23 protein-coding genes are annotated in these 24,925 nt (G+C 65.9%); 3 read left to right on the forward strand and 20 right to left on the reverse strand.

Features of this window, described 5'->3' with window-relative positions; translation table 11 throughout:
- Positions 1–17: 17 nt before the first annotated feature.
- The 14 genes from nuoI to AACH40_RS10195 all read right to left on the reverse strand — a co-directional run bounded on the left by nuoI (position 18) and on the right by AACH40_RS10195 (position 12,468).
- Positions 18–503 carry an NADH-quinone oxidoreductase subunit NuoI gene (gene nuoI / locus AACH40_RS10130; RefSeq protein WP_169492930.1) on the reverse strand — a complete coding sequence of 162 codons (486 nt, stop codon included), beginning with the start codon at positions 501–503 and terminating at the stop codon, positions 18–20.
- Positions 500–1,543, reverse strand: a complete 1,044-nt coding sequence (nuoH, locus tag AACH40_RS10135; RefSeq protein WP_169492931.1) for an NADH-quinone oxidoreductase subunit NuoH — start codon at positions 1,541–1,543, stop codon at positions 500–502. Before nuoH ends, nuoI begins: the two co-directional genes overlap by 4 nt.
- Entirely contained in the window at positions 1,540–3,549 is a 2,010-nt protein-coding gene (nuoG, locus tag AACH40_RS10140; protein WP_338642308.1) for an NADH-quinone oxidoreductase subunit NuoG, read from the reverse strand. Before nuoG ends, nuoH begins: the two co-directional genes overlap by 4 nt.
- 1 nt (position 3,550) lies before the next feature.
- The gene (locus AACH40_RS10145) at positions 3,551–4,243 is read right to left on the reverse strand and encodes a hypothetical protein (RefSeq protein WP_338642309.1); all 693 of its coding nucleotides are present in this window, start codon (positions 4,241–4,243) and stop codon (positions 3,551–3,553) included.
- Entirely contained in the window at positions 4,240–5,535 is a 1,296-nt protein-coding gene (gene nuoF, locus AACH40_RS10150; RefSeq protein ID WP_338642310.1) for an NADH-quinone oxidoreductase subunit NuoF, read from the reverse strand. Before nuoF ends, AACH40_RS10145 begins: the two co-directional genes overlap by 4 nt.
- Before the next feature lies 1 nt (position 5,536).
- Positions 5,537–6,205, reverse strand: coding sequence for an NAD(P)H-dependent oxidoreductase subunit E (locus tag AACH40_RS10155; RefSeq protein WP_338642311.1), 669 nt, complete (start codon positions 6,203–6,205; stop codon positions 5,537–5,539).
- A gap of 6 nt (positions 6,206–6,211) precedes the next feature.
- The gene (locus tag AACH40_RS10160; RefSeq protein ID WP_338642312.1) at positions 6,212–6,409 is read right to left on the reverse strand and encodes a hypothetical protein; all 198 of its coding nucleotides are present in this window, start codon (positions 6,407–6,409) and stop codon (positions 6,212–6,214) included.
- A complete protein-coding gene (locus AACH40_RS10165; protein ID WP_338642313.1) occupies positions 6,406–6,759 on the reverse strand; it encodes a nuclear transport factor 2 family protein in 354 nt (117 codons plus the stop codon). Before AACH40_RS10165 ends, AACH40_RS10160 begins: the two co-directional genes overlap by 4 nt.
- 207 nt (positions 6,760–6,966) lie before the next feature.
- Positions 6,967–8,178 carry an NADH-quinone oxidoreductase subunit D gene (locus AACH40_RS10170; protein WP_338642314.1) on the reverse strand — a complete coding sequence of 404 codons (1,212 nt, stop codon included), beginning with the start codon at positions 8,176–8,178 and terminating at the stop codon, positions 6,967–6,969.
- Complete coding sequence (locus tag AACH40_RS10175) at positions 8,175–9,014, reverse strand: NADH-quinone oxidoreductase subunit C (RefSeq protein ID WP_169492939.1); 840 nt, start codon at positions 9,012–9,014, stop codon at positions 8,175–8,177. The genes AACH40_RS10170 and AACH40_RS10175 overlap by 4 nt, the downstream gene beginning before the upstream one ends.
- 13 nt (positions 9,015–9,027) lie before the next feature.
- On the reverse strand, positions 9,028–9,588 hold the full coding sequence (locus tag AACH40_RS10180) for a NuoB/complex I 20 kDa subunit family protein (protein WP_169492940.1): 561 nt from the start codon (positions 9,586–9,588) through the stop codon (positions 9,028–9,030).
- Positions 9,585–9,971 carry an NADH-quinone oxidoreductase subunit A gene (locus tag AACH40_RS10185; RefSeq protein WP_169492941.1) on the reverse strand — a complete coding sequence of 129 codons (387 nt, stop codon included), beginning with the start codon at positions 9,969–9,971 and terminating at the stop codon, positions 9,585–9,587. The genes AACH40_RS10180 and AACH40_RS10185 overlap by 4 nt, the downstream gene beginning before the upstream one ends.
- Positions 9,972–10,250: 279 nt before the next feature.
- Complete coding sequence (locus AACH40_RS10190) at positions 10,251–11,681, reverse strand: coniferyl aldehyde dehydrogenase (RefSeq protein ID WP_240959589.1); 1,431 nt, start codon at positions 11,679–11,681, stop codon at positions 10,251–10,253.
- A gap of 37 nt (positions 11,682–11,718) precedes the next feature.
- A complete protein-coding gene (locus tag AACH40_RS10195) occupies positions 11,719–12,468 on the reverse strand; it encodes a prepilin peptidase (protein ID WP_338642315.1) in 750 nt (249 codons plus the stop codon).
- A 170-nt stretch (positions 12,469–12,638) separates the two neighbouring features.
- Here AACH40_RS10195 and AACH40_RS10200 point away from each other — a divergent pair, with 170 nt between their 5' ends.
- Positions 12,639–13,832 (forward strand): acetyl-CoA C-acyltransferase, encoded by a 1,194-nt coding sequence (locus AACH40_RS10200; protein ID WP_338642316.1) that lies wholly within the window; start codon positions 12,639–12,641, stop codon positions 13,830–13,832.
- 270 nt (positions 13,833–14,102) lie between these two features.
- Here the strand turns inward: AACH40_RS10200 and AACH40_RS10205 are convergent, their stop codons facing one another.
- Positions 14,103–14,603, reverse strand: a complete 501-nt coding sequence (locus tag AACH40_RS10205; protein WP_169492943.1) for an SH3 domain-containing protein — start codon at positions 14,601–14,603, stop codon at positions 14,103–14,105.
- A 142-nt stretch (positions 14,604–14,745) separates the two neighbouring features.
- On the opposite strand from AACH40_RS10205, the gene AACH40_RS10210 reads away from it, so the two are divergent.
- Both AACH40_RS10210 and AACH40_RS10215 read left to right on the forward strand, forming a co-directional pair.
- Positions 14,746–15,774: a D-glycerate dehydrogenase gene (locus tag AACH40_RS10210; protein WP_338642317.1), complete on the forward strand. Its 1,029-nt coding sequence runs from the start codon at positions 14,746–14,748 to the stop codon at positions 15,772–15,774.
- 159 nt (positions 15,775–15,933) lie between these two features.
- Positions 15,934–17,250 carry an ammonium transporter gene (locus AACH40_RS10215; RefSeq protein WP_338642318.1) on the forward strand — a complete coding sequence of 439 codons (1,317 nt, stop codon included), beginning with the start codon at positions 15,934–15,936 and terminating at the stop codon, positions 17,248–17,250.
- A 253-nt stretch (positions 17,251–17,503) separates the two neighbouring features.
- Here AACH40_RS10215 and AACH40_RS10220 read toward each other — a convergent pair whose 3' ends face one another.
- The 5 genes from AACH40_RS10220 to AACH40_RS10240 all read right to left on the reverse strand — a co-directional run bounded on the left by AACH40_RS10220 (position 17,504) and on the right by AACH40_RS10240 (position 24,903).
- Positions 17,504–18,517 (reverse strand): aromatic ring-hydroxylating dioxygenase subunit alpha, encoded by a 1,014-nt coding sequence (locus tag AACH40_RS10220; RefSeq protein WP_338642319.1) that lies wholly within the window; start codon positions 18,515–18,517, stop codon positions 17,504–17,506.
- A gap of 296 nt (positions 18,518–18,813) precedes the next feature.
- Positions 18,814–20,223: an NAD(P)H-dependent flavin oxidoreductase gene (locus AACH40_RS10225; RefSeq protein WP_338642320.1), complete on the reverse strand. Its 1,410-nt coding sequence runs from the start codon at positions 20,221–20,223 to the stop codon at positions 18,814–18,816.
- Positions 20,224–20,438: 215 nt separating this feature from the next.
- Positions 20,439–21,566: a peptide chain release factor 2 gene (prfB, locus tag AACH40_RS10230; protein ID WP_169492948.1), complete on the reverse strand. Its 1,128-nt coding sequence runs from the start codon at positions 21,564–21,566 to the stop codon at positions 20,439–20,441.
- A 165-nt stretch (positions 21,567–21,731) separates the two neighbouring features.
- Entirely contained in the window at positions 21,732–22,295 is a 564-nt protein-coding gene (locus AACH40_RS10235; RefSeq protein ID WP_338642321.1) for a peroxiredoxin, read from the reverse strand.
- A gap of 70 nt (positions 22,296–22,365) precedes the next feature.
- Complete coding sequence (locus tag AACH40_RS10240) at positions 22,366–24,903, reverse strand: penicillin-binding protein 1A (protein WP_169492950.1); 2,538 nt, start codon at positions 24,901–24,903, stop codon at positions 22,366–22,368.
- Positions 24,904–24,925 lie beyond the last annotated feature (22 nt).

Here is a 24,925-nt window from a genome sequence, read left to right on the forward strand (position 1 = left end):
CACGTTTGCGCGGCCCCCTACCGGTACGGTGCGTCGGCTTCAAGGTTGGCAGCGATCGCACGCTCCCACTTGTCCCCGTTCGCGAGCAGCTTGGCCTTGTCGTAGAGCAGTTCCTCGCGCGTTTCGGTCGCGAATTCGAGGTTCGGCCCTTCGACGATGGCATCCACCGGGCAGGCTTCCTGGCAGAAGCCGCAGTAGATGCACTTGGTCATGTCGATGTCGTAGCGCGTGGTGCGGCGGCTGCCGTCCTCGCGCGGTTCGGCCTCGATCGTGATCGCCTGCGCCGGGCACACCGCTTCGCACAGCTTGCACGCGATGCAGCGCTCCTCACCGTTGGGATAACGGCGCAGGGCGTGCTCACCGCGGAAGCGCGGGGACAGCGGGTTCTTCTCGAACGGGTAGTTGATCGTCGCCTTGGGCTTGAAGAAATACTTCAAGGTCAGCCAGTGCGCCTTCACGAACTCCCACAGGGTGAAGCTCTTGATGAGCTGTGCGGCGGTCATGCGAAGTGTCCGGTAGCCATGAGGTAGCCGCTGATCACGAAGACGAACAGCAGCGAGACGGGCAGGAAAACCTTCCAGCCCAGGCGCATCAGCTGGTCATAGCGATAGCGCGGAACCGTCGCCTTCACCCAGCTGAACACGAAGAAGAAGAACAGGATCTTGAGCAGCAGCCACACGAAGCCCGGCACGATGTAGAGGATCGGCAGGTCGAGCGGCGGCAGCCAGCCACCCCAGAACAGCGTGGCGTTGAGCGCGCACATCAGCAGCACGTTGGCGTATTCGCCCAGCCAGTAGAGCGCGAAGCTCATCGACGAATATTCGGTCTGGTAGCCCGCGACGAGTTCGGATTCCGCCTCGGTCAGGTCGAACGGCGCGCGCGCGGTTTCGGCCATGCCGGAGATCAGGAACATCACCCACATCGGGAAAAGCAGCGGGTTCGCCACGAAGCCGTTGATGATCCAGACGTGGCCCTGCTGCGCCTTGACGATGTCGTTGAGGTTGAACGTGCCCGCCCACAGCACCACGCAGATCAGGATGAAGCCGATCGAGACTTCATAGCTGATCATCTGGGCCGAGGCGCGCATGGCCGAGAAGAACGGGTATTTCGAGTTCGACGACCAGCCCGCGATGACCACGCCGTAGACGCCGAGCGAGGAGATCGCGAGCACGTAGAGCAGGCCGACGTTGACGTTGGCCAGCACCGCGCCCGAATTGAACGGGATCACCGCCCACGCCATCAGCGCCACGGTGAAGGTGATGATCGGCGCAATCAGGAACAGGCCCTTGTTCGCCGCCGCCGGAATGATGGTTTCCTGCAGGAACACTTTCAGACCATCCGCGAACGACTGCAGCAGGCCGAGCGGGCCGACCACGTTCGGGCCGCGACGCAGCGCCATGGCCGCCCAGATCTTGCGGTCGGCATAGATGATCATCGCCACGCCGAGCATCAGCGGCAGCGCGATCAGCAGGATGCCGCACACGGTGGAAATGCCCCAGGCCCACCCGTAGGAGAGGCCGAGGCCCATGAAGAACTCGGTCATTCCGCGGCCTCCGCGAAGGTTTCACCGTGGACCAGCTCCGCCGAGCAGCGCTGCAGCGTCGGGCTAGCCCGGCCGATGGCGTTGGTCAGGTAACGGTCCTTGATCGGATAGCCCGCAATCACGCCTTCCGCCTTGGCATCAGAAGGAGCCGCAGGCAGCGCGCCGTAATCGGCAAGCCCTTCGGTGCCCAGCGCGGGAACTTCGGCAACCATCGCGGCGCGCAGCTGGTCGAAGCTGTCGAAGCCGACGGTCACGCCCAGCGCATCGGCCATCGCGCGCAGGATCGTCCAGTCCTCGCGGGCCTCGCCCGGCGCGAACACGGCCTTCTCCGAATACTGCACGCGGCCTTCGGTGTTGACGTAGGTGCCGTCCTTTTCGCTGAATGCAGCGGCGGGCAGGATCACGTCGGCAGCATGCGCCGCCTTGTCACCGTGGTGGCCGATATGGACGATCATGCTGCCCGCAAACTTGGTGAAGTCCACCTCGTCCGCGCCCAGCGAGATAACCATCTTCGGCTTGGCCGCGACGAGGTCGGCAATGCCGCCCTTCTGCGCGTAGCCCAGCATCAGCCCGCCCATGCGGCTCGCCGCCATGTGGACGACGTTGAAGCCGTTCCAGCCATCCCGCACCAGCTTGAAGCGCTCCGCGAAGGCGAGGCCGGCGCCCAGCGCGCCCTTGCCCAACGCAGCGCCGCCCAGGATCACGGCCGGCTTCGATGCACCTTCGAACGCATCGACCAGCGCCTGCGGCAGATTGCCGAGGATCGACAGGTCGTCGCCCAGGAACGTCGCGGCATAGGTCGGATCCCATTCGGGGCCGACGATGAACACCTTGGCGCCCTTCTTCACCGCCTTGCGCAGGCGGGTGTTGAGCAGCGGCGCTTCGTCGCGGATCATCGAGCCGACAATCAGCACGGCATCGGCGTCCTCGATCCCGGCCAGGGTCGAATTGAAGTTTACCGCGGCGAGGTTCGACGCGTCGTAGGCCAGACCCGTCTGGCGGCCTTCGAGCAGGGTAGAGCCCAGAGCGCCCGCCAGCTTCTTGGCCGCGAACATCGTCTCGCAATCGACCAGGTCGCCCGCGACCACCGCGACCGACGATCCCGGATTGATCTTCGCCACCGCGTCGAACGCCTCGGCCCAGCTCGCGGCGACGAGCTTGCCGTCACGACGAAGCCACGGCTTGTCGAGCCGGCGGCGGGTCAGGCCATCGACCATGTAGCGGCCACGGTCCGACAGCCATTCCTCGTTCACGTCGTCGTTCACGCGCGGCAGGGCGCGCAGCACTTCGCGGCCGCGGCTGTCGAGCCGGATATTCGAACCAAGCGCGTCCGACACGTCGATGGCGAGCGTCTTCTTGAGCTCCCAAGGGCGCGCCTCGAACGCATAGGGCCGGCTGGTCAGCGCGCCGACCGGGCAAAGGTCGATCACGTTGGCCGACAGCTCGTGCTGCGCAGCCTTTTCGAGGTACGTGCTGATCTGCATGTTCTCGCCGCGATACAGCGCGCCGATTTCGTCCACGCCGGCGATCTCTTCCGAGAAGCGCACGCAGCGGGTGCAGTGGATGCAGCGGGTCATGATCGTCTTGATCAGCGGCCCCATGTACTTCTCGGTCACCGCGCGCTTGTGCTCGTGATAGCGCGAGGCGCCCCGGCCATAGGCGACCGACTGGTCCTGCAGGTCGCACTCGCCGCCCTGGTCGCAGATCGGGCAGTCGAGCGGGTGGTTGATGAGCAGGAACTCCATCACCCCTTCGCGCGCCTTCTTGACCATTTCGGAATCCGTGCGGATTTCCTGGCCCTCGGTCGCCGGAAGCGCGCAGCTTGCCTGCGGCTTGGGCGGCCCGGGCTTCACTTCGACCAGGCACATGCGGCAGTTGCCCGCGATGCTCAGCCGTTCGTGATAGCAGAAGCGGGGGATTTCCTTGCCGGCCAGCTCGCACGCCTGCAGGACCGTAGCGCCCTGCGGGACCTCGAGTTCGACGCCGTCTACTTTGACCTTGGGCATCTTATTTTCCACCTGCTGCAGCTGCTGGCGGCCAGTCGTTCACGCCCCGATAAAGGGCTTGGGCGACGTAGGACCGCACCGCTGCCGCGTCCATGCTGAATGTGTGACCAGACGCAAGACATGGTCCAAGGTTAGGCGCCAGCTTCGCCAGCGCCCGCTGCTCTTCGCTGCTTCTGGGCAATGTCCGGAGCAGCGCGTCGGCGAGCTCGGGCGCATCGGACACTACGCATTGCGCGAAGTCCTGTGCGACAATTTCTGACGCCTGCGACCGGGTCAGCTTCGCCGAAATCCACGCAGCGGGTAACTTCTTGGAGCCATGGTCCAATTGCGCGAAATTCGTCGGTGTCTTGTGATCTGCCAGATACAATTCTTCTGCGAGACTACCTCGCAGCTGCGCGAACCCCACCGACATGGCCGGGCGAAAATCGGTCATGCAGGTTTCGATCACTTTCAGGATTGCCTGTCCCACACGCACCTCGGTGTCGGACTGCGGAATCGAATCCAGCATCGTATGGACGTAGTTTGGACGCTTCTCCGTCGCGCAGGATGCCAAGCGTCGCAGCTCCAGCGCTCCTTGAACATAGGCCTTCGCATCGGGAATGCCGCGGACTTCCGCGCTACTGCTGGGGATTTGCCCAAATGCTGGCGTCGCAAGCGAAACTGCCAGACCAATGGAAACCGCAACGGCCTTCACTCCGCCGCCTCCCGCACGTCGCCCGCACGTTCGGCGATGCGGCGTTCGATTTCGGGGCGGAAGTGGCGGATCAGGCCCTGGATCGGCCAGGCGGCCGCGTCGCCCAGGGCGCAGATCGTGTGGCCTTCGACCTGCTTGGTGACTTCCTGCAGCATGTCGATCTCGGCCACGTCGGCGTCACCGGTGCGCAGGCGCTCCATCACGCGCCACATCCATCCGGTGCCTTCGCGGCAGGGCGTGCACTGGCCGCAGCTTTCATGCTTGTAGAAGTACGACAGGCGGCTGATCGCACGGACGATGTCGGTCGACTTGTCCATGACGATGACGGCGGCGGTGCCAAGGCCCGAGCCGACGGCCTTCAACCCATCGAAGTCCATGGCCACGTGGCGGATCTGCTCACCCGGCACCAGCGGCACCGAGGAACCGCCGGGGATCACCGCCAGCAGGTTGTCCCAGCCGCCGCGAATGCCGCCGCAGTGCTTCTCGATCAGCTCCTCGAACGAGATCGACATCGCCTCTTCGACGACGCAGGGCTTTTTCACGTGGCCGCTGATCTGGAAGAGCTTGGTGCCACGGTTGTTCTCGTTCCCGAAGGACGAGAACCAGCCCGCGCCGCGACGCAGGATGGTGGGGGCGACGGCGATCGATTCGACGTTGTTGACCGTGGTGGGGCAGCCATAAAGGCCCGCGCCGGCCGGGAACGGCGGCTTCAGGCGGGGCTGGCCCTTCTTGCCTTCAAGGCTTTCGATCATCGCGGTCTCTTCGCCGCAGATGTAGGCGCCCGCGCCGCGATGGACGAAGACGTCGAAGTCATAGCCCGAACCGCAGGCGTTCTTGCCCAGCAGGCCCGCCGCATAAGCCTCGTCACGCGCCGCGAACAGCGTCTCGGCTTCGCGGATATATTCGCCACGAATGTAGATGTAGGCCGCCCGCGCGCGCATCGCGAACCCGGCGACCAGCGCGCCTTCCAGCAGCTTGTGCGGATCATGCCGGATGATCTCGCGGTCCTTGCACGAACCGGGCTCGGATTCGTCGGCGTTGATCACCAGGAAGCTCGGACGCCCGTCCTTGCTTTCCTTGGGCATGAACGACCACTTCATGCCGGTGGGGAAGCCCGCACCGCCACGGCCGCGAAGGCCAGAATCCTTCACTTCCTGGATGATCGCGTCCTGCCCGCGTTCCAGCAGCGCCTTGGTATTGTCCCAATCGCCGCGCGCCTGCGCAGCCTTCAGGTTCCACGGCTGATAGCCGTAGACGTTGGTGAAGATGCGGTCCTTGTCCTGCAGGGACATCTTACCACTCCCCTCGGTAATCGTGGTTCTCGCTCACCATCGCGGTCAGGCTCGACAGTGCGCCGGCGGGCTCCACCGTGTGGCGGCCCGGCTCTTGCGTGCCCGTCTTCGGCTGGCGGCCGGCGGCAAGCTCGTCGAGGATGTGCGTCACCCGCTCGGCGGTGAGGTCCTCGTAATTGTCGTCATTGATCTGCACCATCGGGGCCGAGGCGCAGTTGCCCATGCATTCCACCTCGGTCAGCGTGAACAGGCCGTCGGGGGTGGTATGCCCCTTCTTCATGCCCTTCGCCTTGCATGCGGCCATGATGTCGTCGCTGCCGCGCAGCATGCACGGCGTGGTGCCGCAGACCTGCACGTGGAAGCGGCCGACAGGCTGGATGTTGTACATGGTGTAGAAGGTCGCGACTTCGAGCACGCGGATGATCGGCATGTCGAGCTGCGCGGCGACGTATTCCATCACCGGCAGCGGCAGCCACCCTTGCGTGTTCTCCTCCGCGCCGACCTGGCGCTGGGCCAGATCGAGCAGCGGCATCACCGCCGAGCGCTGGCGCCCTTCGGGATAGCGCGCGATGATCTCCTTGGCCTTGGCCGCATTGGCATCGGTCCAGGCAAAGTTGCCCCAGCGCGCGCGCAGCTCGGGGCTGTCGGGTTCGGGATGACGATCAGCCATAAGTCCTCAGCGCTCCCCTGCCCGCTTCATCCAGAAGTCCTGGCCGAACAGGAACAGCTCGAAACCGCCGATGGCAGCGATCATCATCGGCATCCAGTCGGGCGTATCGGCCTGGTTGGCGAGGGCCAGGAACCACACGGCGGCGAGCAGAAGCCCGGACACGCAGGCGAGGATCGAAAGCTGGCGGGTGGGATCTTGCTTCACCGGATGAACTCCACGCGAGAGCACTTGTCGCCCTCGAAAGAATAGACGGAGACGACCTCGAATGGCTCGATCAGCGGGGAACCGTCCGACGCCGGGCCGCGCGACACATGCTCGCGCAGCAGCACGATGTCCCCGACCTGCCAGGCATCGACGATCTCGGCATGGTTCTGCGGCCAGCGCGCGAACGCGGCAGCAAGGCCGGAACGCGTGCCTTCCTTGCCCTCACGCACCACATCCCCGCGATAGTTCGCCTCGCAGGCGTCGTCGGTCATGTAGGAGACGTAGGTGTCCACGTCCTGCGCATTGTAGGCGGCAATCATGGCCTTGGCGGTTTCGAGGTTACCGGACATTGGTAGGCCTCCGATACATGAAGAGTACCCATTGAAGCGTGCAAACGGCGGCAAAAACCGCGAATGCAGCCATGCCCCAGAGTGGCATGGGCTTCCGCAAAACAGAGGCCCCAAATGTAAGCCATGCCGGTACTCCGACCATCCAAAGCAGCCGTTTTGACCAGCCTGGTTGAGCGCTTTGGAAAGCCTGCCCGAAGCTAGTGAGCCTCAACGGTCGCACTCCCCGAACACCACGTCGATTGCGCCGAGGATTGCGGTCGCGTCGGGCAGCATGTGGCCCTTGGACATGAAGTCCATAGCCTGCAGGTGCGAAAACGCGGTCGGGCGGATCTTGCAGCGATACGGCTTGTTGCTGCCGTCGCTGACAAGATAGACGCCGAATTCGCCCTTGGGGCTTTCGGTGGCGACATAGACTTCGCCCGCCGGAACGTGGAAGCCTTCGGTGTAGAGCTTGAAGTGATGGATCAGCGATTCCATCGACTGCTTCATCTCAGCGCGCTTGGGCGGCACCACCTTGCGGTCGGTGCTGGCGATGGGCCCTTGCGGCATCTGCGCCAGGCACTGCTTCATGATCCGGGCCGACTGGCGCACTTCTTCCACGCGCACCATGAACCGGTCATAGCAGTCAGAGTTGGTCCCGACGGGAATGTCGAACTCCATCCGGTCATAGACGTCGTAGGGCTGACTCTTGCGCAGGTCCCACGGGATGCCGGCGGCGCGGATCATCGGGCCGGAGAAGCCCCAGGCCAGCGCGTCTTCCTTGCTCACGATCGCGATGTCGACGTTGCGCTGCTTGAAGATGCGGTTGTCGACGACAAGGCTCATCGCGTCTTCGAACAGCGGGAACAGGCGCGTGTCGATCCACTCGCCGATATCGACCAGCAGCTTTTCGGGCACGTCCTGGTGGACGCCGCCGGGGCGGAACCAGGCAGAGTGCATGCGCGCGCCGCTCGCGCGTTCGAAGAAGTTGAGGCAGTCCTCGCGGATTTCGAACAGCCACAGGTTCGGCGTCATCGCGCCGACGTCCATCACGTGCGACCCCATGTTGAGCATGTGGTTGCAGATGCGGGTCAGCTCGGCGAACAGCACGCGAAGGTACTGCGCGCGCAGCGGAACTTCGAGGTTGAGCAGCTTTTCGACCGCGAGGACGTAGCTGTGCTCCATCCCCAGCGGCGAGCAGTAGTCCAGCCGGTCGAAGTACGGCAGCGCCTGCAGGTAGGTCTTGTGCTCGATCAGCTTTTCGGTGCCGCGATGCAGCAGGCCGACGTGCGGATCGATGCGCTCGATGATCTCGCCATCAAGCTCCATCACCATGCGCAGCACGCCGTGCGCCGCCGGGTGCTGGGGCCCGAAGTTGATCGTGTAGTTGGTGATGACCTCGTCGCCGGTGGTGGGCGACTGTTCGAGCGAGAAGCTCATGCCTTGCCTCCCTTGTCGGCGTCGGGACGGCTCTCGGTCGGCGCGGGCGCTTCGGGAGCCTTGCCCCCGTCCTTGCCTTCCCCGTCCTTGGCCGCTTCGGCGTTCGCCTTGTCGCCAGCGCCGGTCTGGGCGGGCGTGTCGGTCGTCTTCGGCTTGTCCGCCTCGGCCGGCCCGCGCGTTACCGGCGCAGTTGCAACCGGCGCAGGCGCGGGCGGCGGCGGCACGGCCTTCTCATCGCCCGGCAGCACGTAGTCGGCGCCTTCCCACGGGCTCATGAAATCGAACTGGCGCAGGTCCTGCGCAAGCTCGACCGGCTCATAGACCACGCGCTTGTCTTCCTCGGAATAGCGCAGCTCGACATAGCCGGTCAGCGGGAAGTCCTTGCGGAAAGGGTGCCCTTCGAAACCGTAGTCGGTCAGGATGCGGCGCAGGTCGGTGTTGCCGGCGAACAGCACGCCGTACATGTCGTAGACTTCGCGCTCGTACCAGCCGGCGTTGGGCCACAGCGTGGTCACGGTCGGCACCGGGGTCGCCTCGTCGGTCGTCGTCTTGACGATCAAGCGCAGGTTGCGCGTCACCGAAAGCAGGCAATAGACCACGTCGAAGCGATCGAGCCGCGTCGGATAGTCGGCGCCGGCAATGTCCATCAGCTGCTGGAACTGGTGTTCGTCGCGAAGCTTGCGAAGCGCGTCCTCGACGCGTTCGCGCACCACGTTGATGACGATCTCGCCATATTCCTCGCGCGATGCGACGACCATGTCGCCCAGCGCACCGGTCAGTTCGTCGAGCACGCCTTCGAACGAGGCATAGCGCGGGGCGGAGTGAAGAACGGCCATGGCTCCCCTTCCCTCAGCGTTCCAGCGTGCCGGCGCGGCGGATCTTCCGCTGCAGCTGCATCACGCCATAGAGCAGCGCCTCGGCGGTCGGCGGGCAGCCGGGGACGTAGATGTCCACGGGCACGATGCGGTCGCAGCCGCGCACCACCGAATAGCTGTAGTGATAATAGCCGCCGCCATTGGCGCAGCTGCCCATCGAGATCACGTACTTGGGGTCCGACATCTGGTCGTAGACCTTGCGCAGCGCCGGAGCCATCTTGTTGCACAGCGTGCCGGCCACGATCATCACGTCCGACTGGCGCGGGGAAGCGCGCGGGGCAACGCCGAAGCGCTCCATGTCATAGCGCGGCATGTTCACGTGGATCATCTCGACCGCGCAGCAGGCAAGGCCGAAGGTCATCCACCACAGCGAGCCGGTGCGGGCCCACTGGAACAGCTCCTCGGTCGAGGTGACGAGGAAGCCCTTGTCGTTGACCTCGGCGTTGAGGCTGTCGAAGAACGACTGGTCGGGCGCCGTGACCGCACCCTGCGGCGTGGTGATCAGCGAAGAAGAAGTGGTGGCCATGTTGCTCATTCCCAGTCCAGCGCGCCCTTCTTCCAGGCGTAGATGAAGCCGATCACCAGTTCGCCCAGGAACACCATCATCGTCGTCCAGCCGGCCCAGCCGGTTTCCTTCAGGCTTACCGCCCAGGGAAACAGGAACGCCGCTTCAAGATCGAAGATGATGAACAGGATCGCGACGAGGTAGAACCGCACGTCGAACTGGCTGCGCGGATCCTCGAACGCGGGGAAGCCGCACTCGTATTCCGACAGCTTTTCGGCATTCGGATTGTGCGTGCCGGTCAACCGGGCAACGCCCATCGGCAGGAACACGAATGCCGTCGAAAGTGCGAGCGCGATCCCGAGGAAGATCAGGATCGGAAGGTATTCTGCCAGAAGGGCGGTTTGATCGACCAAGGGCCTGACTCGCGTTGCTGGTGTTCAGGGCAATTGTTTGGACCGCGCCCTAGTCCCGCCGTGCCTCACGCGCAAGTGGGGTGCGCCGCAATATGCGCTCAAACCCCTGCCCTTTTAACCATTGGTCCACATGATTACGGCCGCTGCCCGCGTGGGCAACGGCCGCAATCATGCCTCCTTCCGTGCACTGCCAACCGCCCCCTGGAGCCAGCCGCCCGCCCTGTGCCTGTCCAAGGGCCGCCCTTCTGCCGCCCGGAAAGCCCCCGTGCCCCGGCGCGCCTACTTCAGCTGCATCTTCAGCGTGCGCTGCGTTGCCGCGCCATAGGGCGGCTTCAGCCCGGCCATCTTGGCAAGGTCGAACTTCGGCTGGCGATAGACCGAACGCGCGTGGCTGAACGTCTTGAAGCCTTCCGGCCCGTGGTAGCTGCCCATGCCCGAAGGCCCCACACCGCCGAACGGCAGGTCGTCGGCCGATACGTGGAAGATCACGTCGTTGACGGTGACCCCGCCCGAAATCGTCCTGGTCAGCACCCGCTCGCGCTCGCCCTCGTCCTCGCCGAAGTAGTACAGGCCCAGCGGGCGGTCGTGCGCGTTGATGTAGTCGATCGCCTCGTCGATGCCGCGATAGGTCTTCACCGGCAGCACCGGGCCGAAGATCTCCTCCTGCATCACCTTCATGCCGTCGTTCACGCCGCGCAGGATGGTCAGCGGCATCTTGTTGCCGTTGGTCGTCTCGAAGTTCTCGTTGCCGGGGTTCACCACCACCGCCTCTGCCCCCTTGTCGAGCGCATCGTCGATCAGGCCCTGCAGCCGCTGGCGGTGCCGCGCATTGACGACCGAAGTATAGTCGTCGTTGTCGAGCAGCGTGGGATACATCGCGCTCACGCCTTCGCGCACCGCGTCGATCGCCTGGCCCTCCAGCTCCTCGGGCACCAGCATGTAGTCGGGCGCAAGGCAGATCTGCCCAGCGTTCATCATCTTGCCCAGGCCGATGCGCTCCGCGCTGCGCTTGATGTCGGCGCTGCGCGACAGGATCGTCGGGCTCTTGCCGCCCAGTTCCAGCGTCACCGGCACCAGGTTGTCGGCCGCCGCGTGCAGCACGTGCTTGCCGATGCCGGTCGCTCCGGTGAACAGCAGGTGGTCGAACGGCAGCGAACAGAACGCCTGCGCTACGTCCGCCCCGCCCAGCACGACCGCGACTTCCTCTTCCGCGAAGTACTTCGGGAACAGCTCGGCCATCAGGTCCGACGTGCGTTCGGTAAACTCGGACGGCTTGATCATCACCCGGTTGCCCGCGGCAAAGCTCTGGATCAGCGGCCCCATGGTCAGCTGCACCGGGAAGTTCCACGGCGCAACGACGCCGATCACGCCCTTGGGTTCGTAGCGGACCTCGGCCTTGGCACCCAGCAGACCCAGCGGGAAGTTGACGTGCCGCTTCTCGGGCTTCGACCACTTCTTCAGGTTCTTCTGGCAATAGCGCAGCAGGCTGACCGAAGGCATGATGTCGGTCATCATCGACTGTTCGTGGCTGCGGTGCCCGAAATCGGCGCTCATCGCCCGGGCAAAGTCCTCGCCGTGTTCCTTCATCAGCGTGAAGCAGCGCTCCAGCCGGTCGTTGCGCACCGAAAGCGCCTCGGGCCGGGCCGCGGTGAACGCCTTGCGCTGCCGGTCGAGAATGCCCTGCATCGCGTCCTTGCCCATCACGTCCATCGCTCGCTCCCCGTTTGTCTCTCAGACCGTTTTCGTTTCACACCCAGCCGCCCCACACGAACAGCGGCCAGGCCACAATGGCAAGGCAGGTTCCGAGCGGCAGGACGCTATCAGCAGATAGTTTACGCCCGGCCACAAAAAGCGCAAGGACCGCAACAAGGCCGATCAGGGTCCCGCCCAGAATTGTCAGGATCACCCCTTGCGGCCCCAGCCACACCCCGATCGCGCCCATCAGCGGCGGATCGCCCCCGCCCATCCCCTCGCGCCCGCGCACTCGGCGATAGGCAAAGGCCACCAGCCACAGCGCCGCAAAGCCCAGCGCGCCGCCCAGCAGCGCCAGCTCCAGCGGCAGCAGGTCGCCGATCGCATAGGCATGGGTGGCCGCCACGGTGACTCCGCTGGCGACAAGCAAGGCGGTCAGCATACGTGGTAACCACATGTGCCGGGCATCGAGCAGCGCCAGAAGCAGCAGTTGCCAGCCCAGCAGCATGGCCGCCAGCACCGTACCCTGCATCGCAAACGCCACCGCGCCCATCGCCACCAGCGCCGCGCCGATTTCGGCCCCCAGCTGCCACGCCCCGATCGGCGCACCGCAGCCACGGCACTTGCCGCGTTGCGCCAGCCACGAAAGCACGGGCACCAGTTCCCTTGCGCTCAATGTCTTGCCACAGCCGTCGCACGCCGATCGCCCGGTCACGACCGACCGTCCCGCGGGCAGCCGCACCAGCGTGGCGCCAAGGAACGAACCGACGATTGCGCCCAGCACCCCGGCCCCCGCGATCAGCACGGCCGTCCCTTGTGCCGAGGTAGCATCCACTCCCGCGATCACCCTGCCCGCCCCTTCACGACATCCGCCTGATCGCTCGCCCTGTCATTTGCAATTGTTGCGCCGCACCATTAGATCGCCAGACGATCGGCCACTCGGCCGTCGTTCTACCACACCAAGGAACCCGCGCCATGGCCCAGTTCTCCGCCGCCGATCCCGTCGTCATCCTCTCGTATGCGCGCACCCCGATGGGCGGCATGCAGGGTGTTTTCGCCGATGTCGCGGCGACCGATCTCGGCGCCACGGCGGTGAAGGCCGCGGTTGAACGCGCGGGCGTTGCCGGCGAAGACATCGAACGCATCTACATGGGCTGCGTGCTGCCCGCCGGCCTTGGCCAGGCACCGGCCCGCCAGGCCGCGATCAAGGCGGGCCTGCCCAAGTCGGTCGAAGCGACCACCGTCAACAAGGTCTGCGGTTCGGGCATGATGACCGTGATGATGGCTGCCGAAGCCATCGCCGCGGGCAGCGCCGACCTGATCGTGGCAGGCGGCATGGAATCGATGACCAACGCCCCCTACCTGCTCAAGAAGCACCGCTCGGGCGCACGCATCGGCCATGACACGGCCTATGACCACATGTTCCTCGATGGTCTGGAAGATGCCTACCAGGGCGGCGCCATGGGCACCTTCGCGCAGGCCACCGCCGACGAATACCAGCTTACCCGCACCCAGCAGGACGAATACGCCATCGCGTCGCTGTCGCGCGCGCAGGCAGCCATCGCCAATGGCGGCTTTGCCAGCGAAGTCGTGCCCGTCACGGTCAAGACGCGCAGCGGCGAAGTCGTGGTCGATACCGACGAACAGCCCGGCAAGGGCCGCCCCGACAAGATCCCTACGCTGAAGCCCGCCTTCGGCAAGGACGGCACGATCACCGCCGCCTCGTCCTCGTCGATCTCGGACGGCGCAGCCGCGCTGGTCCTGACGCGCGAAAGCACCGCCAAGGCCAAGGGCCTGACCCCGGTTGCCAAGGTCGTCGCGATCGATGCGCACGCGCAGGAACCGGCCAAGTTCACCACCGCGCCGGTCAGCGCCATCCAGAAGGTCCTCGCCAAGGCCGGCTGGAGCGTCGGCGATGTCGACCTGTTCGAAGTCAACGAAGCCTTCGCCTGCGTTGCCATGTTTGCGATGCACGATCTCGGCATCCCGCATGACAAGATCAACGTCCACGGCGGCGCCACCGCGCTCGGCCACCCGCTCGGCGCGTCGGGCGCACGCATCGTCACCACGCTGATCGGCGCGCTCAAGCACAAGGGCCTCAAGAAGGGCGTTGCCAGCCTGTGCATCGGCGGCGGCGAAGCCACCGCGATCGCGGTCGAACTGGTCTGATCCGGATGGCCGGCAATCGCTCGCAAGGGCGGTTGCCGGCACCTCGCCCGAAGCCGCTTGCCACGGGCCCGTCGCTGACGAAGAAATGCAGTGCTTCGACAAGCTCAGCACGGACGGTCAAGGGATGCGTGCGGTTTAGGAATGCAAACGATTAGCGCAATCCGCCTGCCCTGAGCAGTCTGTCAAAGGGCCGCCTCACAACTCCGCCCGCCCTGAGCCTGTCGAAGGGCTGACCTTCCCCCTTCCAGCACCCTGTGCGCGGATCGCGGCTCAGGGGTTGCCTGCGCCCCACACCTTGTCCGCTTCGATATAGCCCTTGCGGCCATCGATGTCGGCCTTGCACCAGCCGCTGTCGCAATCGTCCAGCTTGGCGACGACCCCGGGCGCGGCGCGCCACATCAGCTTGCCGGACCCATCCTTGTTTTCGCGGATCGCGGCTTCCCCGCCCTTGACGATGCCGGTGCGGGTGCGCGTCAGGAACTGCGCCAGCATCCAGCCGCGCGCGCCGTCCGGGTCCTGGATCAGGCGCCAGCCGCCCATCACGCGCAGCACCTTTAACGGCACGCCCGGCCGCACGTAGACCCAGCTGATCCGGTATTCGCGACCCGGACCCACGCGCAGGTTGGCCGGCTGCTTGCGCAGCGACACCCAGTAGGGAACGCCGCTGTCGTCCTCGGCACGGGCCGGAGCGCCCGCGGCAAGCGCCAGCGAAAGACCTGCGAAAAGAGGAAGCAGCGCACGGCGCTTGGACACGATCGAGAAGGCTTGCATGCGATTCCATCCGATACACCGCTGATCGATCATGACAATGCCCTGCGGCGGACTTGTTCCACGGTCTTCGCGATCGGGCACTTCGCAACACGCAGGTCGCGGCTTGACCGGGACTCGCCAAGCGGCTTAGCGAAGGTCCACGATGAGCCAGTCCGCCGCCCCCGCCGATTATCGCCCTGCCCGCCGCGTGGACAGCAAGCCGCGCGTCGTGGTGACCCGCCGTCTGCTGCCGGAAACGGAGGCGCGGATGGCCGAGCTGTTCGACGTGACGCTCAACACCACCGACAGCCCGATGGACCGCGCCGCGCTGGCCGCGGCGCTGGCCAGCGCCCACGTGCTGGTGCCCACCGTTACCGATACCATCGACGCCGAACTGATCGCCGCCGCCGGCCCGCAGTTCGGCCTGATCGCGAACTTCGGCGCCGGGACCGAACACATCGACCTTGCCGCCGCCCGTGCCCGGCGCATTCCCGTGACCAACACCCCTGGCGTGTTCACCGACGATACCGCCGACATGACGCTGGCGCTGATCATCTCGGTGATGCGCCGGCTCAACCACGGCGGCCGCGTACTGCGCGCGGGCAACTGGGAAGGCTGGGCGCCCTCCACGCTGCTGGGCCACCGCCTTGGGGGCAAGGTGCTCGGCATTGTCGGCATGGGCCGGATCGGTCAGGCGGTGGCCCACCGCGCCCGCGCCTTCGGGCTTGCCGTGGTCTACCACAACCGCCACCGCCTGCCCGAAGGGCTGGAGAACATGCTCGGCGCACGGTTCGAACCCGATCTCGACGCGTTGGTGGCAGAAGCCGATGTGCTGAGCCTGCACTGCCCGGCCAGCCCCGAAACCCACCACATGATCGATGCGCGGCGGATCGCGCTGATGAAGCCGCACGCCTACATCGTCAACACCGCGCGGGGCCGCCTGATCGAGGAAGAGGCGCTGATCGCCGCGCTGGTCGAAGGGCGCATCGGCGGCGCGGGGCTCGATGTGTTCGAGCATGAACCCTCGGTCGATCCGCGCCTGCTGTCGCACCACAATGTGGCGATCCTGCCGCACATGGGCAGCGCGACCTTCGAAGGGCGCATCGCCTCGGGCGAAAAGGTCATCGCCAACATCCGCTTCTGGGCCGATGGTCACCGCCCACCCGACCAGGTGCTCGAAGGCTGGGCCTGACGCGCCCAGAGACCGGCGGCGACCTGTCCCGATCACACACAACAATCGTGCGCGTAATACTTGCGGCACGCCAGATCGTTGCCTAGACCGCGCGACCAGAGAGGGTCGGCTGTCCGGTGTGCCTTGCCGCCACCGGGCAAGAGGGAGAACGTCATCACCATGCGCAAGGTTCTGGGCGCGGCACTGGCTGCCGCTTTGGTCGCGTTTCCGTTGCTGGCCCATGCGCAGACCGCCGGCCTGACCAGCGACGTCGACATCGCCGACAGCGGCGATACCGCCTGGATCCTCGTTTCGGCCGCGCTGGTGCTGATGATGGCGGCGCCCGGCCTCACCCTGTTCTACGGCGGGCTGGTGCGCGCCAAGGGCTTCCTGGCGGTGATGGTCCAGACCGGCGCGATCGCGGCGGTGGCCTCGATCATCTGGGTCGTCTGCGGATACACCCTGGCGTTCGGCGACGTCAGCAACGGCTGGCTGGGCGGCGGCAACGCCTGGATGCTGCTGAATCTGGGCAATGTGCGCAATGCGACAGACGTGCCCGAAAGCGCCTTCGCGCTGTTCCAGATGGCTTTCGCGCTGATCACGCCGGCGCTGATGGTCGGCGCCTGGGTCGATCGCGCCCGCTTCGGCTGGGTGGTCGGCTTTGCCGCGCTGTGGAGCCTGATCGTCTACGCCCCGGTGGCGCACTGGGTGTGGGGCGGCGGCTGGCTTGCCAGCAAGTTCGGCACGCTCGATTTCGCGGGCGGCATCGTGGTCCACACCACGGCGGGCGTTTCGGCGCTGGTCGTGGCGCTGCTGCTGGGCAAGCGCAACGGATTTCCCAAGACGCTGATGCTGCCGCACAGCCCGGCGCTGACCATGGCGGGCGCGGCGCTGCTGTGGGTCGGCTGGTTCGGCTTCAACGGCGGATCGGCGCTGGCCGCCAACGACGATGCGGCCGCCGCGATCATCAACACCCATCTGGCCGCCTGCACCGCCGCGCTGGCGTGGATCCTGGTCGAGCGGATCGCGGTGGGCAAGCCGACCTCGATCGGCTTTGCCACCGGCGCCATCGCGGGCCTGGCCACGGTGACCCCGGCCGCCGGGTTCATCGCGCCGGGCGCGGCCATCCTGCTGGGGCTGGCGTCGGTGGCGGTGTGCTACCCGATGATCCTGCTGGTGAAGTTCAAGCTGGAAATCGACGATTCGCTCGACGTCTTCGCCGTGCACGGCATGGGAGGGATCACCGGTTCGATCCTGCTGGCGGTCTTCATTTCGCCCAAGCTGGGCGGCACGGGCTATGCCGAAGGCATGTGGATGAGCCGGCAGCTGGTGGCCCAGCTGGTGGGCGTGGGCGTTGTCGCGCTGTGGAGCGCGGTGGCGACGGTGATCGCTTCGCTGATGGTGGCCATGGTGATCCCGATGCGGGTGACTGAGGACGAGGAACGCGAGGGGCTCGACATCATCAGCCACGGCGAGCGGGCCTGGGAATTCGACTGAGTCGCGGCCGGCCGAGCGAGGGCGAAGGACACCGAAGGGCGCCCTTCCAAATCCGCCAAGTTGACAAAGTTGACAGACTTCAAAGAGGAAAATCGCGATTTCGCCCGCCGACACAAAGCGCGACGGGCAAGCCGCTGATTAGACGGCATCTTTCCGGTGGCGGGCGCGATTTTAGGGCCGTGCCCGCCTGTAGGAAAGGGGTTGGAGGAGGTTGCGGATGCACCTTGCATACGCAACCCATGCCTGCGTACGGTTAAGCCGCGTCCGGGGCAGCCTCTTCACGGCGCATCTGCATCAGCTTGCGCCGCGCGCGGATCGCGGCGGCATCCGACGGCAGGATCACCGGACGCAGCGCCCAGAAATCCTCTCCCGCCATGGCTGCCTGCTGCGCGCGGATCATGGGTTCATCCTCTTCCAGGAAGACCTTGCGCGCCATCGCTTCGGCTTCGGCACCATGGCCGCGGGTGAAGAAGTAGTGCGTTTCCGTCTCGTTCTTCGGCGTCAGGATGTGCGGGTTGGCCATCGGCGGCACGACCGGCTGCGTGCGTCCGGTGCCTTCGTGCGCAAGGCCGATGAACAGCGCGAGCGAGGCCGGCGCGTGCCAGCGGATGTGGAGCCACTGATCGACCCGTGCGCCTTCCCCCAGCATCGGCACGGTCCAGGCGGGTGCGCGGCTGGAGTCCATGTCCCACTTGTTCCAGATCGCCCCGGTCTCGTCGGTTTCGACCGTCTGCTTGCCGCATTCGAACAGCGACCCGTTCACGCCGAAGGTTTCGACGTGGAGGAATTCGGCATGGCTGAGATCGAGCAGATTGTCGGAGATCAGTTCGTAGCCGACATCCATCACCAGCCAATCGCGCGCATCGTGTTCATCGTCGATGAACGCAAAGTCGGGGATCGTGGCGGGATCGGCCTTTTCGGCATCACCGGGCCAGAACCACAGGCCGCCGTGGCGTTCGATCAGAGGCAGCGTGCGCACCCGGGCTTCGGGCGGGACTTCGCGACCGAACGGATTGAACACGCAGGCGCCATCGGTGCCGAAGGTCAACCCGTGGTAGCCGCAGGCAACGGCATCGCCGACGCGCCTGCCCCGGCTCAAGGGCACGAAGCGGTGCGGGCATCGGTCGGCCATCATCACGTAGGCGCCATCGCTGGCCTTCAGGATCAACCAGGGTTCGCCCAGCAGCGTGCGCGGCAGGAAGCCGTCGTTCGGCACTTCCTGGCTCCAGGCGGCCATGTACCATGCGTTGCGGACAAATGCGGACATGCGATCACTCTCCTCCGATCACGGGGAGCGGGCGCGCAACTGTGCTTGTCGTATCAATCCTGCATGCCCGCACCCACCACGCGGGACCATCCCGCCTAAACGCTGTGGGGCCTGCAGCTGGCGCGCATCGTGCGGCGCCATCCCAGACCGGCCAGCCGCAGAAGCGCGGGTGCCGATCACCAGGCTGTGTCCGCCGAAGCGAACGGCACGACTTTTAAATTAGAATGGTGATTCCTGTCAATCGCCCGAAGGGCGCCGCCCCCTTCCCCGTACGGGAAGAGGGGGCAGCCGCACGCTCAATCGCCGGTCAGGATGCGGTCGACGAGCTGCTTCACCGTGGGGGTGAAGCCGTTGGAATAGAACGGATCCTGCTTGAAGCGGTAGGCGGCGTGGCCCGCGAACATCAGGTTTTCGTCGATGGGGCCACCGTGGGCGATGTCCTGCAAGGTCTTCTGAATGCAGAAGCTGCGCGGATCGGCGAGGCGTCCGGTGGTGTAATCGTCGTGGTCCTTCCACGACGAGAATCCGCAGTGCGACAGGCAGCCCATGCAATCGGCCTGATCCTTGCGGATTTCCTCGCGCTCGGCCGGGGTCACGAAGACGATCGTGTCGTCGGGCGTGCGCAGCGCATCGGTGAAGCCAGCGCCGTGCCAGGCGCGCGCGCGGCCGAGATCGGTGGGGGTGACCCAGAAGTTCTTGCCCTTCACCCCGACGTCGAGCTGGACGGTGTGTTCGCCCGCGCTGACCTTGGAATAGGGGATCTGGCGCTCCGAACGCGCTTCGAGGCTGCGCAGGAAGGGATTGCGCACCGCCGAGGAATAGAAGCCGGTCGGCGAGAAGCGATGGAGCAGGACGTCGCCCGGCTCCAGCGTGCGCAGGTGGTCCTTCCACGCCTGCGGGATCGGGCTTTCCTCGGTCAACAAGGGCCGCGTGCCGAACTGGAAGGCGATCTTGCCGAGTTCGGGATTGTCGATCCAGTCGTTCCATTCGCGCAGGAACCACACGCCGCCCGCCATCACGATCGGCACCTCGTCCGACACGCCTTCGGCGCGCATTACGTCGCGCAGCGCCTTGACGCGGGGATAGGGATCTTCGGGCTTCTTCGGGTCTTCGGCGTTCGACAGGCCGTTGTGCCCGCCGGCGAGCCACGGATCTTCATAGACCACGGCGGCAAGAAGCTCAGGCACCTTGCTGTAGGCGCGCTTCCAGAGCGCCCGGAACGCGCGTCCGGACGAGACGATCGGCAGGTAATGCACGTTGAAGCGCTGCGCGATTTCCGACAGCTTGTAGGGCATGCCCGCGCCGCAGGTGACGCCGGTGACGAGGCCGCGGGTCTTTTCCAGCACGCCTTCGAGCACGGCTTGCGCCCCGCCCATTTCCCACAGCACGTTGATGTTGATCGCGCCCTTGCCCGACGAAATGTCGTAGGCGCGCTTCACCTGTTCGACCGCGCCATCGATGGCATAGCGGATCAGCTGTTCGTGGCGTTCCTTGCGGGTGAGCTGGGCATAGACCTGCGGCACGATCTTGCCTTCGGCGTCGTAGCTATCGGCATTGACCGCGCTGACCGTGCCGATGCCGCCAGCGGCCGCCCAGGCGCCCGAGCTCATGTGGTTGGTCGCCGCGACGCCCTTGCCGCCTTCGACCAGCGGCCACACTTCGCGGCCACCATAGAGAATCGGACTCAAACCCTTGAAACCAGACATAGCCTTCTTTCAACCCTGCCCCGCTGTGCCCGATCCGAGCCACCGGGCACCGTAAACTTGCCAGCCAGCGGTCCCCGCCAGCAAGTCCGCTGATTGCCTGCCGCTTAGGAGCAATTGCGCGCAAACGAAAGAGGATGCCGCGCCCTTTGCCAAAAACTCGCCACATTTCGGCACGGCCCGGAAGGGCATGTCCGCCCTGCCGCGCCTGACAACCATCAATCGTCGTCCGAAACGTCGACCTTTTCGCCGGTGACCTTCTGCGAAAGCGCCGCGGCCATGAACGGATCGAGCGCGCCGTCGAGCACGTCGGTCGGGTTGGTCGAGACGACGCCGGTGCGCAGGTCCTTCACCTGCTGATAGGGCTGCAGCACGTAGGAGCGGATCTGGTGGCCCCAGCCGATCTCGGTCTTGGCCTGGTATTCCCCGCTGGCCGCCGCCTCGCGCTTGGCAAGCTCGGCTTCGTACAGCCGCGCCTTCAGCATGCCCATCGCGGTGGCGCGGTTCTTGTGCTGCGAACGGTCGATCTGGCTCGCCACGATGATGCCCGAAGGCACGTGGGTGATGCGCACCGCCGAATCGGTGGTGTTCACGTGCTGACCACCTGCACCCGATGCGCGGTAGGTGTCGATCTTCAGGTCGGCGGGGTTGATCTCGATTTCGATGTTGTCGTCGATTTCGGGATAGACCCAGACCGAGCTGAACGAGGTGTGGCGGCGGGCCGAGCTGTCATACGGGCTGATCCGCACGAGGCGGTGCACGCCGCTTTCGGTCTTGGCGTAGCCATAGGCGTTCTCGCCCTTGATCAGCAGCGTGGCGCTCTTGATCCCGGCCGCTTCGCCCGCGTGGTAATCGAGCAGTTCGACCTTGTAGCCGTGGCGTTCGGCCCAGCGCGTGTACATGCGCTGGAGCATTTCGGCCCAGTCCTGGCTTTCGGTGCCGCCCGCGCCCGCGTGGACTTCGAGGAAGGCGTTGTTGGCATCCGCCTCGCCCGCCAGCAGCGCCTGGATCTTGTCGTTGTCGGCCCGTTCGGCCAGCGCGGCGAGCGTGGAGAGACCTTCGGCGATGGTATCGTCATCGCCTTCCATCTCGCCCAGTTCGACGAACTCGATCGCATCGGCCATTTCCTGGCCGATCTGGTTGACCGCGCCGATCGCGGCTTCGAGGCGGCGACGCTCGCGCATCACTTCCTCGGCCTTCTTCGGATCGTCCCACAGCTTGGGATCCTCGACGCGCGCGTTCAGCTCGTCGAGACGGCGCACGGCGCGGTCCCAGTCGAGGAACTTGCGCACCAGCGCCAATGCGGCGTTGATGCGGTCGATGTGGGCCTGCCCTTCGGCACGCATGTCGTTGCACTCCGGCTCGAAAATTCGAAGGACGCCGCTTAGCGGAGCGGCGCGCCTTGTAAAGGGGGGTGGGTATACAGTGGGTCGGCTGGAAGCCGCCGGTGCCGCGTTATCTGCGTGACCCCGGACTTGATCCGGGGTCACGGGTGTCTGGCGGCGATCGGTTTAGCGCGCGGTCTTGAGCTTCTGGACGGCGGCGAGCGTCAGCTTGACGTGATCGCGATAGTCCATGTCGGAGTGCACCAGCACGACCTTGCCCTTGCGATCGATGACATAGCTGGTGCGCTTGGTGAGGCCGGTCGAGACGCCGCCCTGCTTGAGATCGACATCGTAGGCCGAGACGATCTGCGGCGTGGCGGCGGCGACGGCGAACTTGTCGCGGCAGGCTTCGGTCGAGAACTTCTGCAGGGTGGGCACGTCGTCGTTCGACATGCCGATGACCTGCGCGCCGGCCTTGGCGAACTGGGCGCTGGCTTCGGCGAAGGCATGGGCTTCGAGCGTGCAGCCTTGCGTGAACGCCTTGGGGTAGAAGTAGAGCACGACCGGGCCCTTCTTCAGCGCCTGGCGCAAGTGGAAGGCGAAGGGCTTGCCCTTGAGCGCGCCTTGCGCGGTGAAATCGGGCGCGGGCGCGCCCTGCGCCAGTTCGGCATTGGCAGTGGCGGGCGCGAGAAGCGCGAGCGCGGCTGCGGCGGGAGCGGCGAGCAAGGCCTTGGCAATGAAGCGGTTCATGGGCGCGACGCTATCACAGCGCGGGCGGCCGACAACACAATTCCAGCGGCCCCGCTCCAAGGGGCAGCAATCAGTAGATGCCGCCCTGCTCTTCCAGGAAATCGCCTTCGTCGGCCGGCGCTGCATCCTGCTGCACCGGCAGGCCGCGCGCGGCGCGGGCGCGCTTGATCGCTTCGATCACCGCTTCCTTGGCGGTGAGTTCTTCGGCGCGGACGGTGCGCTTGGGCTCGGTATCGGGCTTGAACGCTTCCCAGATCACGCTGGCCTTGCGCTCATCGTCCTGCGGCACGCCGGCAAAGACGCGCTTGCCCGAAACGCGGTCGATCTTGACCATGCGCACGCCGGCCGGAACGGTGAAGGGGGTATCGGACCAGCGCTTGCGCGTATCGAGCACGAACTGCTTGAAGATCGGCGCGGCCGTGCGACCGCCCTGGGCATAGCCGCCCAGGCTGCGCGGGGAATCGTAGCCCATGTAGAGGCCGGCGATGATGTCGGGCGAGCCGCCACAGAACCACACGTTCGTGGGACCCGTGGTGGTGCCGGTCTTGCCGAACAGCGGCAGCTTCAGGTCGGCCAGCACTTCGGCGGTGCCGCGCACGACCACGCCTTCGAGCATGTGGACGACCTGGTAAGCGGTGCGCGGGTCCATCACCTGCTTGCCCAGCGGCTTGAAGCGCGGCATCGGCCGCCCGTCCCAGCGGGGCATGTTGCAGCCCGAACATTCGCGGTTGTCCGCCTTCCACACGACCTTGCCGTTGCGGTCCTGCACGTAGTCCACCAGCGTCTGTTCGTGCTGGCGGCCATGGTTGGCGAGCGCGGCATAGGCGTTGACCATGCGCGCGACGGTGGTGTCGCCCGCACCCAGCGCCATCGACAGGAACGGCTGGTAATCGCCGATGCCCACGTTCTTGATGGTGCGCACGACCTTGTCCATGCCGGTATCGTTGGCGATGCGCACGGTCATCAGGTTGCGCGATTGTTCGAGGCCCCAGCGCATGGTGTGGGTGCCCCCTGCCCCGCGCATGTCGAAGTTGCGGAAGCACTTCTGGCCGAGCGCGGCGCCCTGGTAGACGCAGAAGGTGCCGTCGAGCACCGGCGAGGCCGGGGTCATGCCGTTGTCGAGCGCGGTGGCATAGACGAAGGGCTTGATCGTGGAGCCCGGCTGGCGCTGGGCCTGCGTGGCGCGGTTGAACGAGCCGAGGCGCGCATCGAACCCGCCCTGCATGGCGAGCACGCGGCCGCTCTGCGGATCTTCGACAACCATGCCGCCCGACACTTCGGGCACGGTGCGCACGGTCCAGCCCCCGCCCGACGGCGCGACGGCGATCACGTCGCCCGCCTTCATCGCATCGGGCATGCCATAGAGCGGCGCGGTCTTGCCGTCGCTGAAGCCGATCGTGCCCGACCCGCCACTGCGCGACAGCACGACGCCGACGCGCCAGTCCTGATAGTTGATCGAGATGTTGCTGGTGATCAGCTCGGTCTGCCACCTGTCACCCGCATCGATGGTGGCGATCGGGCCGTGCCAGGCGCGACCGGCGGAATAGCGCAACAGGCCGGTGCGCAGCGCGCTTTGCGCCGCGGTCTGGAGCTGGGTGTCGAGCGAAGTGCGCACCCAAAGACCGCCCGCATAGACCGAATTGGGGCCCTCTTCGGCATTTTCGCCGAACTTGTCGATCAGCTGGCGGCGCACTTCTTCGAGGAAGTAGCCGGCGTCGGCCGTGTAGTTTTCGCTGCGACGGGGGACGAGGCCGAGCGGCTGCGCCTTGGCCTCTTCGGCCTGCGCCGCGGTGGCCCAGCCGTTCTTGACCATCTGGTCGAGCACCCAGTTGCGGCGGGTGATCGCCTGTTCCTCGTACTTCTTGCGGCCATAGCGTTCGGGCGCCTTGGGCAGGATGGCGAGGAAGGCCGCTTCGTTGAGCTTGAGATCGCCAACGTCCTTGTCGAAATAGGCGCGCGCGGCGGCCTGCACGCCGAAGCTCTGGCGGCCGAGCGGTATTTCGTTGAGGTAGAGTTCGAGGATCTGCTGCTTGTTCAGCACGCCTTCGATGCGGCGGGCGAGCAGGATTTCCTTGAGCTTGCGGCTGACCGAGTATTCATCACCGACGAGGATGTTCTTGGCGACCTGCTGGGTGATCGTCGAACCGCCGCGCGCGCGCTGGCCCGAGCCGTACTTGGTGACATAATCGACCACCGCGCCGGCAAAGCCGAACACATCGACGCCGCCATGGGTCCAGAACGTCTTGTCCTCGGCCGAGAGGAAGGCGTTGATCAGCGGTTCGGGAAAATCGACGAAGCGCAATTGGACGCGGCGTTCGCGGGCATAGCTCGAGACGATCTCGCCGTCGTTTCCGCGCACCATGGTGGGCAGGGGCGGCTGGTAGGTGAGCAGCTTGTCGGCCGAGGGCAGCGTGCGGATCACCGTGACCCAGAGCAGCGCATAGGCCAGCACCAGCGCGGCGAGGAGATAGCCTGCGCGGCGCACCCACTTGCTGGAGCGCCAGACATCGGCGACGCGGGCGAGGCCCGGCGAGCGCAGCAGGCCAACGCCACGGCGGATACGGAAGCGCTGCGCGCCGGGCTCGTTCTCGGGCAAATCGTCGGCCATCTTGCGCGCCCCTCTAGCACGC

Origin of the sequence: Novosphingobium olei (assembly GCF_037076535.1) — a bacterium.
GTDB classification, from domain to species: domain Bacteria; phylum Pseudomonadota; class Alphaproteobacteria; order Sphingomonadales; family Sphingomonadaceae; genus Novosphingobium; species Novosphingobium olei.